The following is an 11,966-nucleotide window of genomic DNA, read 5'->3' as shown; positions in this document are numbered from 1 at the left end:
TCATAGCGATATTTTTAGCTGTAATACTTAGCTGTGTTGTATATATAAGCGAAATAAAAACCGACAGATTTATCAATGAGTATTTAGATACTCAGGATAGAAAGCATTTACAACGTGATAGGTAACTTTTCCAGAAACTGAGTCCCGTTTCATGGAAACAAAAGAGGAATTACTCAGATGCTCTGGTACTTGATGTGCACTATCATCGGAAGCAGGATTGAGAAGAGAGACTTTTACTCGACGTTTAGAATTACTTAATTTATAAGACAAACCCAACAACCTTCTTGCAGCTCTATTACTTAACATAATTAACTCCGTTTCAGTTGTACGCAAGTCTCTCAGTATAGCAACTTATTAGAAAACCAAAACATTACTGACATAATTGTTTATCAAGATATCGTCAATGTCACATATCCCGTGAATAAAGTCAGATGAAGTTACTGTCAGAATTATCGAAATCATTAGATATTTAATATTTTTCTTGGATTGACTTTTAGTTCGATATTTACTGGATTGATTCTTGGAGAGCTTTTGATTTTGTGTTTTGTCTTATGCTGACGGTAATAAAAATAATTAACTGTTAAGTCTTCTATTTTTCAAGTTGCAGCCTTGTGAGCTGCAACCCTGCTTAATTACTCTTCAACGCGAACAGATCCGCCATTAAAGGAAACCACTTTACCGGCAACGATTTTGCAGCGTTTGCGGGTTTCAACTTGAGAATCGACTTCCACCAAACCTTCTGCAATCACTGTCTTTGCCGCAGCTCCACTTTCACACCACCCTTGAAGCTTCAGCAAATCACATAATTCGACATAAGGATGACTATCTAAATAAAAAATTTCCATCAGTAACCTTCAGTTGTATCTACATCATGATATTCCTCGCAAGCCTGCAAGGTATTTTGAATTAATGTTGCAACGGTCATCGGGCCAACACCACCGGGCACAGGAGAGATCCAACTTGCGTGTTCGGACGCGTTATCGAAATCCACATCACCAATGACTTTGCCATTTTCCAGTCGATTAATGCCGACATCAACCACAATCGCGCCAGGTTTAATCCACTCGCCGGGAATAAAATTTGGCTTACCGACCGCGACGATCAGTAAGTCAGCCTGTTCAACATGCTGACGTAAATTTTTGGTAAAACGATGCGTTACCGTAGTCGTACATCCTGCCAGCAACAATTCAAGACTCATCGGGCGTCCAACGATATTAGAAGCACCAATAATAACCGCGTTTAGCCCATAAGTATTGATATTGCAGCGCTCAAGCAGGGTTACAATCCCGCGTGGAGTACAAGGACGCAATTTTGGGGCACGTTGGCATAGACGACCGATATTATAAGGATGGAAACCATCCACATCCTTATCGGGATGAATACGTTCCAGTACTTTGACATTATCAATGCCGGCAGGTAGAGGGAGTTGAACTAAAATACCGTCGATTTTCGTATCGGCGTTTAGATTATCTATCAAGGAGAGTAATTCGGCTTCGCTGGTGGTATCAGGCAGATCATAAGAGCGTGACATAAAACCGACTTCTTCACAGGCGCGGCGTTTACTTGCGACATAAATTTGAGAAGCGGGATTTTCGCCCACTAAAACGACGGCAAGACCCGGCGCTCGTTTTCCGGCTGCAACACGCTGCCTGACTTTTTCTGCAACTTCGCTTCTGATTGTCTGCGCAATCGTTTTCCCATCAATAATTTGTGCTGACATGTATTTAAGATTCCATCATCAAGTATAGGAATAAATGCTATTTTGTCAGAACATGAACCGCCTGTCAGTTTTATTGATAATCATAAAATGAGCAGATGAGCGAAAAGCCCATTGACTCATTCCATTATGCCCGTATAATCCGGTGCTACATCAACGCATTAATGATGTTTCTTATTTTTCTGCATATCATAATGCGCCCTTAGCTCAGCTGGATAGAGCAACGGCCTTCTAAGCCGTAGGTCACAGGTTCGAATCCTGTAGGGCGTACCATTTAAAATCAATGAGTTACCTCTATTTTGCAATCGCTAGTTTTCCTGACTGGGACGGATTCGGGACGCAACCACCAAAAATTGCATCAATTTGTCGCGCATGCTCAGTGAGATGATTGGGTGCTAAGTGAGCATAACGCCTTACCATTTCGATTGATTCCCATCCCCCCATTTCTTGTAAAATTGATAATGGAACGCCTGACTGAACCAACCAGCTAGCCCATGTATGCCGTAAATCATGGAACCGGAAATTTTCTATCCCTGCTCTCTTTAATGCAGAGTTCCAAGCTGTGTTATCATCAACACGCATCTTTCTGACTTTAGGCATGACTTTCCCGTCAGGATTGGTTGATGGCTTGGTATGGACAAACACCCATTTACTATGATTTCCTATTTGATCACGCAATACTTTACAAGCTGTTTCGTTTAGGGCTACCCCTATAGCCCTAGACGATTTACTTTGATCTGGGTGTATCCATGCCACTTGTCTTTGCATATCAATTTGAGACCATTCCAGATTAATAATATTTGAACGCCTCAGTCCTGTAGACAGTGCGAACTTAACGACTGACTGTAACGGGTCGGGACATTCATCAACTAACCTTTGAGCTTCGTGAGGTTCCAGCCATCTGACACGTCTGTCTCTAACGGGGGGAATCTTAATCACCGGTGCTTTCTCTAGCCATTTCCAGTCCCTTTCAGCTGCTCTTAATAAAGCTTTCATCAAGGCCAAGTGTTTTGCTTTGGTTGCCACCGATACCGGGACTTCTTCATAGGCAGGGATTTCTTGCCCTTTCTTCTTTGCAGCTTTAACGTGGCTTTCCCAGCGCTCCTTGGCCTTACGGTTTTTCATCTTACTAACCGCAGTATAAATATTGGCTTCGGTAATATCCTTTAATCTGACCCCTCCGAAGTACTCCAGCCAGAACCCCATGCGCCCCTTATCATCATCCAGTGATTTTTTATCGGCCTTTTCTTCAATCCATCGCAAGCAGGCTTCATCAAAAGTTACGTCAGGGAAGTCGCCCAATCTTTCTATGCGCCATAATTCGGCCTTTCTTCGGTCGTGCAGCTCCTGAGCTTGCTTTTTGTCCGTTGTCCCAAGAGACTCCTTAATACATCAATCCCTATGAAAGCTGCTGCTGATTTACGGGATAGGGTGACGCTTTCATTATTAGTGATGAGCCTCATTTCATCTCCTTCTTAATAACTCTCACATAATATGCCAGCACAGATTTTGCACTGAATTTCATATGATTGAGTGGTTTAAATTTGGGAACGTATTTATCGAGAATTGCGGTGACTGCGGTATCGTCGTATTTGGGCAGGTTATTTAGTTCATTCAGGCACTCCCTCGCCACCGCCCTCCTTGCGTTTTCGTATGTGTTCTGTGTATTCATGATGCTCGGTTGACAAAATCAAATAAATTTGTAAAACGGTTGACGCGAAATAGTCAACCGAGACGCTCCTTACATTCTCAAATTCGCTAGTCATGGGTGTTGAGATTCGAGTTCACGAATCTGAGCGTGGCACCTGTGAATTTCAGTTGACATATTATTCAGCATCTCAGCCGTATTTCTGGTGATTAAATCTATTTTGTCACTGAGCTGTTGCAGCGTTCTGATGTCGGCGCTATCAATTTCCATTCTCATTACATCACGCATTAATTGATTCAGATGCCGATAATAACCAATTGTACGTAATGTTTCCTGTCCTGCATTTTTACCCGACTTTAATATTGTCTTGGTGTTTAAAATAAATTTTCGACTATCGGATGTAATAACGTATTTTCCTAAATCTAGTTTCATATTTAATTCTCACGTTAGGCAGTCCATTGCCATTTTCGAATGGTTATTCATGAATAATAACGGTGATATCGTCCATTGTTATTTTCTGAAATCCGCCTCGTTCTAAAATAGTTTTTGCGTCATTCTGAATTAATTCTTGGCATTCAGATTCTGGAATGGAATAATCGCCATTGATGTATTCTAATATTTCTGATTTTGTTATTTCAATTTTTACTTTCATATCACTCTCTCTTTATTATTGATTGCTATCATTATACGCGCTAAATACGTAGTAGTTTGTTTATACTCAGTAGGTGTGTTGGGGTACAATTTATTTAAAATTACATTTTCCTGACGTGTAACCATAAGTAAATTATCAATCTGGCAATTTTGAGGGTTGCCATCGATGGACGAACTCGCTAAGGGATAATATGAAGCCAGAACATTTAGCGTTACTGCGCGATAAACTCTGGCGGCTCAATCACCTCTATTGGATAACCAACAAAGAAGGCCGCCCTGTCAGATTCAAGATGACGCCAGAGCAGCTGGAATACTTCGAAGGCATTCACACCCGCAACATCATTCTTAAAGCCCGTCAGCTTAGTTTTACAACAGAAGTCTGCATTATTCAACTTGATGCTGCGCTATTTGAGTCAGCAAAATGCGCCCTGATAGCCCACACGCTAAACGATGCTAAGCGCCTGTTTCGAGAGAAGGTCAAATATGCCTACGACCGATTGCCCGATTCAATTAAAGCGGCCAACCCTGCAAGTAACGATGCAGCCGGGGAGCTGGTCTTTCGCAAAGGTGGTTCACTGTATGTCTCCACTTCCTTTCGTGGGGGCACATTACGCTATCTACATGTGTCGGAGTTCGGGAAGATATGCGCCAAGTTCCCCGATAAAGCGCGTGAGATTGTCACTGGGGCATTTGAAGCGGTATCAACTGACTGTTTCACCACGATTGAAAGCACAGCAGAAGGGCGAGCGGGTTACTTCTTTGATTACTGTCAGACGGCAGAGAAAGCTCAGATGCAGGGTAAGCAGTTATCTAACCTCGATTGGAAATTCTTTTTCTTCTCGTGGTGGAAGAATCCTCTCTATGCCATTGATCCGGTAGAGGCAATACCAAGCCGCTTGCGTGATTATTTCTCAGAGTTGCAAGGTAAGTACGGCATTACTCTAACTGAACGCCAACAGGCTTGGTATTTCGCCAAAGAGAAAACGCTCGGCGATGACATGAAGCGGGAATACCCGTCGATCCCCTCCGAGGCATTCCAGCAATCAGTCGAAGGAGCCTATTACGCCAAGCAATTTCGCTGGCTGTACGAAAACAAACGCATTGGCAAATTGCCGGATAACTCACACCTGCCTGTACACACGTTCTGGGATATCGGGGTGGGGGATTCAACGGCTATCTGGTTCGTGCGTGAAGTAGGTGAAGAGTTTCACATTATTGACTACTACGAGAACTCATGCGAAGGGCTGCGGCACTATATGAAGGTGCTGAAAGACAAAGGCTATACCTATGGTGAGCATTGGGGGCCACATGACATCGATAACCGTGAATTTGGTGCTGATGCTAAGTCACGCCGAGAGTTGGCGCGAGAAGGTTATGAAATCGACGGCCAGCGGTATTCAATGATATTCAAAGTCGTGCCAAAAGTTGGTGTTGATACCGGTATTGAATCGGTACGTGAAATTTTGCCTAACTGCGTATTCGATGAAGAAAAGTGCAGTGAAGGCATTTCCCATCTGGAAAGCTACCGCAAAGAGTGGGATGACAAGCGCGGCTGCTGGAAAGATAAGCCGCTTCATGACTTCACATCACACGGTGCCGATGGTTTTCGTTATTTCGCGGTAGCCAAGAACAATCGCAAGACAGTCGGTGCATTTTTCTTTTAAGGGGAGTCTTTCGTGAGTGAAAGCAAAACAGAGTTTCTGGTTAATAGTCTGGCTGACACTATCGCCCAGCGGATGATCTATGCAGCTGGTGGTATTAGCGGCAATACGAAACGCACCAATATCTATTCTGAGTTCGGCTATCCCGAACAACTCAGGTTCAGAGAATATTACAACGCCTATGAACGTAATGCAGTGGCACATGCTGCTGTGCATCGTTTACTGGATGGGTGTTGGCAGGATAACCCGACCATCATTGATGGTGAGGAAAAGAAAGAGGTGGATGTCACCAGTTCATGGGAGACAAGAGTAACAAAATTATTAAAACCATATTGGCCGAAAATCAAAGATTCTGATCGCCGTAATATGATAGGGCATTACTCGGCGCTGCTCATTCAAGTTCGGGATAGTAGGGTATGGAGTGAGCCTATTGATACCACGGTAGTATCAAGGTTAAAAGGCGAAGCGCTGGTAAACCTGATTCCAGTTTGGGAGCCTCAACTCACCGTTGCCGAATGGGATACCGATATCAATTCAGAAAACTACGGACAGCCAAAGATGTTCAATTTTGATGAGCGTCCGGTCGGTCAGGTTGAGATACAAGGGCCAGCCAAGCAACTTGCTATTCACCCATCGCGGGTTATTGTTTTGTGCGAGGGGGCTGAGGATGGAAATATTTTTTCAGGGACGCCGTTACTCAGATCGGGTTATAACAAACTACTGGATATTGAAAAGGTCTCCGGTGGCAGTTCAGAAGGGTTTTTGAAAAATGCTTCTCGTCAAATTGGGGTGGAGTTTGATAAAGAAACTAATCTGCACGACATCACTACAGCGGCGATTCAAGCTGGCTACAAAGACCTCGGCGCGGCATTAGAAGACAAAATCAGTAAATTAAATAGAGGGACGGACTCGGCAGCAGTGATGCAAGCAGGGCGGTTGAATGTCTTGTCTGTGGCTCCGGGCGATCCAACGCCGACATGGGAAGTGACCACTCGTGAGTTTTGCGCCTCTGTGCAAGTGCCGTTTACCATTCTGTTTGGTACTCAAACGGGAAAATTAGCCGGGGATAAAGATGACGCGACATGGAAAGTGCGCCTGAACGGTCGCCGATGGGGATTTCTAACTCAATATGTAACGCAATTGATAAAGCGATTGTGGGAAATCGGCATTATCGAGCCACCTTCTTCTGGCGAGGTCACTATTGCATGGTCTGACATGCTAGCATCCAGTGAGCAGGAGAAAATCGACAATATGATTAAAATGGCAGAAGCAGCACTTAAGACCCAGCAAGCTTTCGGAACGCCTATATTTACCCCTAATGAAATTCGTACAGTGGGTGAACTGGAACCTCTGGAAGAAGAACCTGAGCCACAGGGTGCAACAGGAGATCCGCTAACTGATGAGCAAGACCAGAATCGGAACCCCGATAATACCGAGGAATAAACGCGACCCCACCCAGTCATACCGCCCTGTGAATAAGATGTTCCGTGATATAGAGCGACGGTATTACGACATCAAGAAAGCCCTCAAGCAATTATTTGACAGCACTCTAATCGGACATCAAAAAGATGGGATATCAGGCTATATTCTTGCGAAAAACGCAAAAGGAAAGCCGGACTGGTTATTCCGTGTGAATAAAGAAGCTTTCATCTATGGCATGTCAGCGGGTGCTTTAGCGTTGCTGCTTGAACGAATACAGGGAATTTTGGACGAATATTTGCTTGAGGGTTGGAAAGATCAGTTATGGGTGCTTAGTTATATATCCGATGAGTATAAACGCGGAACTTTAAATGCCTATACCAACCTATCGGTGCAGTCAGAAGTTTACGCACAGCAAACGATGCTTTCTGTTCTGCTATCAACACCTGCCTATCAGAATCAGATTGCTACGGCATTTGTAGCAACCTATAGCGATTGGAAGGGGCTGTCTGATGCGGCAAGGGCTGATTTGTCCAATGTAATAGCTGAGGCTATCGCTCGTGGGGTAAATCCAAGGGAAACAGTGGCGATTGTGAGTAAGCGGTTGGATGTATCAATGAGCCACGCTAAGAACATAGCCCAAACTGAGCAGGTCGGCGCACTGAGAGAAGCTAATTGGAATGAAACGGTGTGGGCTAAAGAGCGGCTTGGATTGAATATTAAGTTGCTTTGGTTATCAGCCCTGAAACCAACTACCAGATCATGGCACGCCGCGAGGCACGGGAAGATTTATACCAAGCAGGAAGTTGAAGAGTTTTATTCTAAAAATGGGAATCGCTATCGCTGTTATTGTGCACAACAGCCTGTGGTACTGGATGATAAAGGAAAATTGTATAACACGGGTCTGACTGAGCGTCTGACAGAAGAACGGAAAGAGTGGCAAGAACCTGATTCATCTACGTAACAATTCAAAGAGGTCACAGCATGAAGCTATCTAGCGTTCATGTTAAATCACTGGCCTTAAATTCTTCCAATATCTCAACTGAAACTATTGATAGTGATGAGCATGTCGTCATTCGTGGCGTTGTGCCCGTTGTCGATGATGTTGTGATGAACGGAGGGTTATATCCCGCTAGTGAGATTAACAAGAGCTACAAATCAATAGAAGGCAAGCAAATGCCTTTGGGACACCCCAGCATTGACGGCCAGTATGTCTCTGCGGATGTTCCCCGTGCGGTAAATCAGTTTCATGTTGGTGCGTGGGCTGAGAATGTACGCAAAGACGGTGATCGGGTTGTCATGGACATGAAGATTAACCGTCGGTATGCGGAGTCTACAGAAAAAGGCAAGGTTTTGTTACAACGTCTGGATGACATGATCGCTAACAAGGAAGCTGAGCCTATACACATTTCTACTGGACTCTTGCTACAACGTGAGCAGAACGGAGGGAAGTCAAAGGGGAAAAAATACACATGGATTGCACGAAACATGCAGTTCGATCATGTGGCTATTCTTCCTCCTGATGAGCCAGGAGCCGCAACACCAAAAGAGGGCGTAGGGATTTTTGTTAATTCTGATGGACAGAAAATAGAGGTCGAAGTGGTCAATCTTTCTGATGCGTCAGATTGCACAAAAGAAGGCGTGATTGATAAAGCTAAGTTCTTTTTCACCAACGCCTCTAATTTCTCATTCGATGATATTTACTCAGCTCTCAGGGCAAAACTCAGGACTGTATATCCCGATGATGACTGGCCTTACCCTGAAACCGTCTGGCCTGACAAATTTATCTATTACCTGTCCGGTAAAACCTACCAACAAAAATATCTCATGAACGATGACGGTACAGCCGAACTCGTCGGAGAGTCTGTCGAAGTTGTGCGCAAGCCAACTGAATACGAAATTAAAACCAACGGAGCTAATAACCCGATGAAAGACATGATTGTTAACGCCCTGAAAGCGAAAGGTAAGCCGACTGACGGCAAGACCGAAGCTGAGCTGCTTGATGCATACAACCAGATGAATGCTGACGAAGCAAAAGACAAAGAAACGCCGGAAGAAAAAGCCGCGCGCGAGAAAAAAGAGAAAGAGGCCGCAACAAATACTGATGCGATCACCGCAGCAATAAACGCAGCCATGAAACCATTGACTGACAAAATCACCACGCTGGAATCTCAGTTGACAGCCAACGCAGACAAGGAGAAATCCGATAAACGCGCTGCTGTGAAAGCGAAGTTCGGTCTAGATGACACGGTAGTTAACGCACTGGATGGCGCGGCGCTCGATGGCTTCTATGCACAATGTCAGACCTCAACAGGTTTGAATTCATCATTTACAAACAATTCTTCTGAATCATTCACATCTATGCCGGAGTAATAGAAATGGCGAAAGACGGAAAACATGTAATTCATGCGGGTGGTGTATTTACCAACCCCATGCTGAATCGCGAAGGTGCGGCGGCGGCGGATACTCAGCCCGGCACGATTGGTTATTTTGACAAAGGCAAATTCAAAGCTTCTGTCGATGGCAAAGAGGCAGCAATGCTCTATGTCGCCAATATCGACTACCTCCGCTGCCAGACCGTGGACGACTCAATTAAGGCGGGCGGTGTGGTTGTTGCTATGCAGCCGATGGCGGGAATGTTCCTAAACCTCTGTGCAGCTGCCGGAACGTACAAAAAGGGGCAACCTGTAACAGTTACTAACGGTCAGATTGCGGCGGCAGGTGATGGCGTTGTTGCGTTTGCCTATGTCGAAGAAGACAACATCACGGCAAAAGCGGGCGATCTAGTACGCGTGGTTTTTAAATAAGGAGAGATGAATGTTTTATTTTTCAACCAAACAGGCGACCGAAACAGGGAACCTTGAAGTCAATCAAATGCAGTTTCGCGAGCTCGAAGCTGCCCGTAATGCTTCTGCGCAGGCAGTAGCGGATTTCTTGGCGCGTACTCGCTGGCAGGGGGAGGCAAATAACGCGCCTGTGCTGAATGCGGTCAATGCCATCGACGATATTCGCCGTTTGTACCGTGCGTATGACCAAACAGTACTGGCTGAATTTGAGCCTAACACAGAATTCACGTTATTGAATGACCTGATGTCATTATCTCGTTCTGTGCGTCTGGAAGAGTCGGTGTACGAATACGCGCGTACTGGCGGTAAAGGCTGGGCGCATACGTCCATGAGCGGGCAGATCGGTGCTGCGTTAGATGCTCGTGCATACTCCTTTGATGGAACGATGGTGCCAATTCATGATTCTGGATTTAAGTTCCAGTGGCGTGACCCAATTTTTAACAAAGGATCTGCCTTGGCGTCGCTGGCTGATGCTCAGCGTGGTTCAGTGGATAGCGTTCGCCGTAAGTATGTGGATTACATATTTAACGGTTTCCGTGATAGCGAAGGCAACTACGTTCAGTTTGACGGAAAGACATGGAAAGGCCTGAAAGCTGATGAGCGTGTTGGCATGGTGGATTTGGGCGCGAGTGGCCTGAACATTGATTTTACCAAGGCAGAAGCTAAAGCCATCCGTGAAGGCGCCATTGCACTGCGTGACACATTGCGCCTGAAAAACTTCATGTATGCCGAGCAAACTTGGTATGTGTCAGGTGACATCCTGTCTCATTGGGAGAAGATTTACTTTGATGTTAACGCCACTCGCACAGTGTTAGAGGAAATCAAAAAACTGACGGGTATCAAAGAAATCAAAGAAGATTTTCAACTGGAAGGCAATGAGATTCTGGTTGTACCACTGGGTGCTGGTGTTATCTCACCTGTCGTTGGTCAAGCATTCGGTACGGTCGCTGATCCACGCCAGTTCTACAACTCTGACTATGTATGGCGTACATGGGGTGCGGCTGGCCTGATGGTCAAGACTGATATCAACAACAAGCATGGTGTGCTGTTCGCCAAAGGGTAAGGAGTATTTATGGCACTGGTAAAAGTGATTGCAGGTAATCTTTTTTCTGGTGCCGATCTCCAAAAACTGGAGGTTGGCGATTTGGTGGAAGTAGATCAGGAAACTGCAAAGCGTTGGGCGTTGATTGGGCTGGCGGAGTTAATTAAGGATAGTGTGCTTGAAGTAGCAACACCGCACAATCCTCCTGAGCCTGAGCCTGAGCCTGAGAAATTAGCCAAAGGCAAAGGTAAGAAGGATAAACACGATGCAGATAGCGCTGAATGATATCAAGCCAATGATCGCCGAACTTGGGTTTACATTGCCTGATTCAGTTCTGGAGTTGTTACTGGGTCAGGTGAATGACAAATCTGAGTGCATGGCTGTTCATGGCTACGATGAAAACTTGCAAAAACTACTGCTTATCTATGCCGCCGTCCGTTTAGCCTCCCTGACCGGTGCAAGAAAAATTGCATCGCAAGGTTCCCCTTCCGGCGCTTCCCGTTCATTCGCTTATGATTCCGCTGGAACGGATTATCTGCTTAAGCAAATCAGAGTGTGGGATACATCCGGCTGTTTGTCTGGCTTGCCGCTGGAGAGCAAAACAGTCGGCTTCTTTGATGTAGTGGGGTGAATATGAGCAATACGGCGAACTGGGCCTATACCGCTATGTGCACATTCTGGAAGCGGCTGGGGAATGATGAGTATGGCAAGCCACTTGGTTATGAAACGCCACGTACTATCCTGTGTGATTATCAGGGTGGGTTGTCCAGCAAAATATCAGGGGTTGGTGCTGAACTTGTTGTCAAAAACACATTTTGGACTGAGTTTGCTGATGCCTCTATAGGGGATTATATCCTGATTGGTGAGTCATCTAATCTTAATCCTATCGCGGCAGGGGCTGACGAAATCAAACACACCGTGCGCTATGCCGATACTTTCGAACGTCTTGCAGATGATTATGCGTTAGTCACAGGAGTCTGAT

General features: G+C 45.3%; 15 protein-coding genes, 1 tRNA gene and 1 pseudogene. 10 read left to right on the top strand and 7 right to left on the bottom strand.

Annotated features, from left to right (window positions below):
* Positions 1–72 precede the first annotated feature (72 nt).
* The 3 genes from sra to folD form a co-directional block, all read right to left on the bottom strand.
* Positions 73–306, bottom strand: coding sequence for a stationary-phase-induced ribosome-associated protein (gene sra / locus BM135_RS11860; RefSeq protein ID WP_092519926.1), 234 nt, complete (start codon positions 304–306; stop codon positions 73–75).
* Positions 307–632: 326 nt separating this feature from the next.
* The gene (ybcJ, locus tag BM135_RS11855) at positions 633–845 is read right to left on the bottom strand and encodes a ribosome-associated protein YbcJ (RefSeq protein ID WP_092519925.1); all 213 of its coding nucleotides are present in this window, start codon (positions 843–845) and stop codon (positions 633–635) included.
* Positions 845–1,720, bottom strand: coding sequence for a bifunctional methylenetetrahydrofolate dehydrogenase/methenyltetrahydrofolate cyclohydrolase FolD (folD, locus tag BM135_RS11850; RefSeq protein WP_092519924.1), 876 nt, complete (start codon positions 1,718–1,720; stop codon positions 845–847). The genes ybcJ and folD overlap by 1 nt, the downstream gene beginning before the upstream one ends.
* Positions 1,721–1,913: 193 nt before the next feature.
* On the opposite strand from folD, the gene BM135_RS11845 reads away from it, so the two are divergent.
* Positions 1,914–1,990 (top strand) — tRNA-Arg (locus BM135_RS11845).
* Positions 1,991–2,011: 21 nt separating this feature from the next.
* Here BM135_RS11845 and BM135_RS11840 read toward each other — a convergent pair.
* From BM135_RS11840 to BM135_RS17990, 4 genes and pseudogenes are all read right to left on the bottom strand, one after another.
* A pseudogene (locus BM135_RS11840) lies at positions 2,012–3,106 on the bottom strand (tyrosine-type recombinase/integrase); the annotation flags it as partial.
* Positions 3,107–3,479: 373 nt separating this feature from the next.
* Positions 3,480–3,797 (bottom strand): DUF5405 family protein, encoded by a 318-nt coding sequence (locus BM135_RS11835; protein WP_092519922.1) that lies wholly within the window; start codon positions 3,795–3,797, stop codon positions 3,480–3,482.
* 43 nt (positions 3,798–3,840) lie between these two features.
* Complete coding sequence (locus BM135_RS17035; RefSeq protein WP_175486116.1) at positions 3,841–4,017, bottom strand: hypothetical protein; 177 nt, start codon at positions 4,015–4,017, stop codon at positions 3,841–3,843.
* Entirely contained in the window at positions 4,014–4,184 is a 171-nt protein-coding gene (locus tag BM135_RS17990) for an HNH endonuclease (RefSeq protein ID WP_422646151.1), read from the bottom strand. Before BM135_RS17990 ends, BM135_RS17035 begins: the two co-directional genes overlap by 4 nt.
* A gap of 23 nt (positions 4,185–4,207) precedes the next feature.
* On the opposite strand from BM135_RS17990, the gene BM135_RS11830 reads away from it, so the two are divergent.
* The 9 genes from BM135_RS11830 to BM135_RS11790 are packed head-to-tail and all read left to right on the top strand — an operon-like array spanning position 4,208 to position 11,965.
* Positions 4,208–5,680: a terminase gene (locus tag BM135_RS11830; protein WP_092519921.1), complete on the top strand. Its 1,473-nt coding sequence runs from the start codon at positions 4,208–4,210 to the stop codon at positions 5,678–5,680.
* 12 nt (positions 5,681–5,692) lie between these two features.
* Positions 5,693–7,120 carry an anti-CBASS protein Acb1 family protein gene (locus BM135_RS11825; RefSeq protein ID WP_092519920.1) on the top strand — a complete coding sequence of 476 codons (1,428 nt, stop codon included), beginning with the start codon at positions 5,693–5,695 and terminating at the stop codon, positions 7,118–7,120.
* Positions 7,077–8,060 (top strand): phage minor head protein, encoded by a 984-nt coding sequence (locus tag BM135_RS11820; protein WP_245737391.1) that lies wholly within the window; start codon positions 7,077–7,079, stop codon positions 8,058–8,060. Before BM135_RS11825 ends, BM135_RS11820 begins: the two co-directional genes overlap by 44 nt.
* Before the next feature lie 20 nt (positions 8,061–8,080).
* Positions 8,081–9,469 carry a DUF2213 domain-containing protein gene (locus BM135_RS11815; protein WP_092519918.1) on the top strand — a complete coding sequence of 463 codons (1,389 nt, stop codon included), beginning with the start codon at positions 8,081–8,083 and terminating at the stop codon, positions 9,467–9,469.
* 5 nt (positions 9,470–9,474) lie between these two features.
* Complete coding sequence (locus tag BM135_RS11810) at positions 9,475–9,903, top strand: hypothetical protein (RefSeq protein WP_092519917.1); 429 nt, start codon at positions 9,475–9,477, stop codon at positions 9,901–9,903.
* A gap of 10 nt (positions 9,904–9,913) precedes the next feature.
* Positions 9,914–11,005 (top strand): major capsid protein, encoded by a 1,092-nt coding sequence (locus BM135_RS11805; protein WP_092519916.1) that lies wholly within the window; start codon positions 9,914–9,916, stop codon positions 11,003–11,005.
* Between the two features lie 9 nt (positions 11,006–11,014).
* Positions 11,015–11,269, top strand: a complete 255-nt coding sequence (locus tag BM135_RS11800) for a hypothetical protein (protein WP_092519915.1) — start codon at positions 11,015–11,017, stop codon at positions 11,267–11,269.
* Positions 11,250–11,615, top strand: a complete 366-nt coding sequence (locus BM135_RS11795) for a DUF7370 family protein (protein WP_092519914.1) — start codon at positions 11,250–11,252, stop codon at positions 11,613–11,615. Before BM135_RS11800 ends, BM135_RS11795 begins: the two co-directional genes overlap by 20 nt.
* 2 nt (positions 11,616–11,617) lie before the next feature.
* Positions 11,618–11,965 carry a hypothetical protein gene (locus BM135_RS11790; protein ID WP_092519913.1) on the top strand — a complete coding sequence of 116 codons (348 nt, stop codon included), beginning with the start codon at positions 11,618–11,620 and terminating at the stop codon, positions 11,963–11,965.
* Position 11,966: the final 1 nt, after the last annotated feature.

This window comes from Xenorhabdus japonica (assembly GCF_900115195.1).
GTDB classification, from domain to species: domain Bacteria; phylum Pseudomonadota; class Gammaproteobacteria; order Enterobacterales; family Enterobacteriaceae; genus Xenorhabdus; species Xenorhabdus japonica.
Note: the sequence above shows the minus strand (reverse complement) of the source record. Positions and strands in the feature narration are given on the sequence as shown.

Bases quoted from the DNA above. Each gene is read 5' to 3' on its own strand.
- ybcJ (WP_092519925.1), bottom strand. From the start codon at position 845: ATGGAAATTTTTTATTTAGATAGTCATCCTTATGTCGAATTATGTGAT.
- BM135_RS11805 (WP_092519916.1), top strand. From the start codon at position 9,914: ATGTTTTATTTTTCAACCAAACAGGCGACCGAAACAGGGAACCTTGAA.
- BM135_RS11820 (WP_245737391.1), top strand. From the start codon at position 7,077: ATGAGCAAGACCAGAATCGGAACCCCGATAATACCGAGGAATAAACGC.
- BM135_RS11790 (WP_092519913.1), top strand. From the start codon at position 11,618: ATGAGCAATACGGCGAACTGGGCCTATACCGCTATGTGCACATTCTGG.
- sra (WP_092519926.1), bottom strand. From the start codon at position 306: ATGTTAAGTAATAGAGCTGCAAGAAGGTTGTTGGGTTTGTCTTATAAA.
- BM135_RS11795 (WP_092519914.1), top strand. From the start codon at position 11,250: ATGCAGATAGCGCTGAATGATATCAAGCCAATGATCGCCGAACTTGGG.
- BM135_RS11810 (WP_092519917.1), top strand. From the start codon at position 9,475: ATGGCGAAAGACGGAAAACATGTAATTCATGCGGGTGGTGTATTTACC.
- BM135_RS11800 (WP_092519915.1), top strand. From the start codon at position 11,015: ATGGCACTGGTAAAAGTGATTGCAGGTAATCTTTTTTCTGGTGCCGAT.
- BM135_RS11830 (WP_092519921.1), top strand. From the start codon at position 4,208: ATGAAGCCAGAACATTTAGCGTTACTGCGCGATAAACTCTGGCGGCTC.
- BM135_RS17035 (WP_175486116.1), bottom strand. From the start codon at position 4,017: ATGAAAGTAAAAATTGAAATAACAAAATCAGAAATATTAGAATACATC.
- BM135_RS11815 (WP_092519918.1), top strand. From the start codon at position 8,081: ATGAAGCTATCTAGCGTTCATGTTAAATCACTGGCCTTAAATTCTTCC.
- BM135_RS11835 (WP_092519922.1), bottom strand. From the start codon at position 3,797: ATGAAACTAGATTTAGGAAAATACGTTATTACATCCGATAGTCGAAAA.
- folD (WP_092519924.1), bottom strand. From the start codon at position 1,720: ATGTCAGCACAAATTATTGATGGGAAAACGATTGCGCAGACAATCAGA.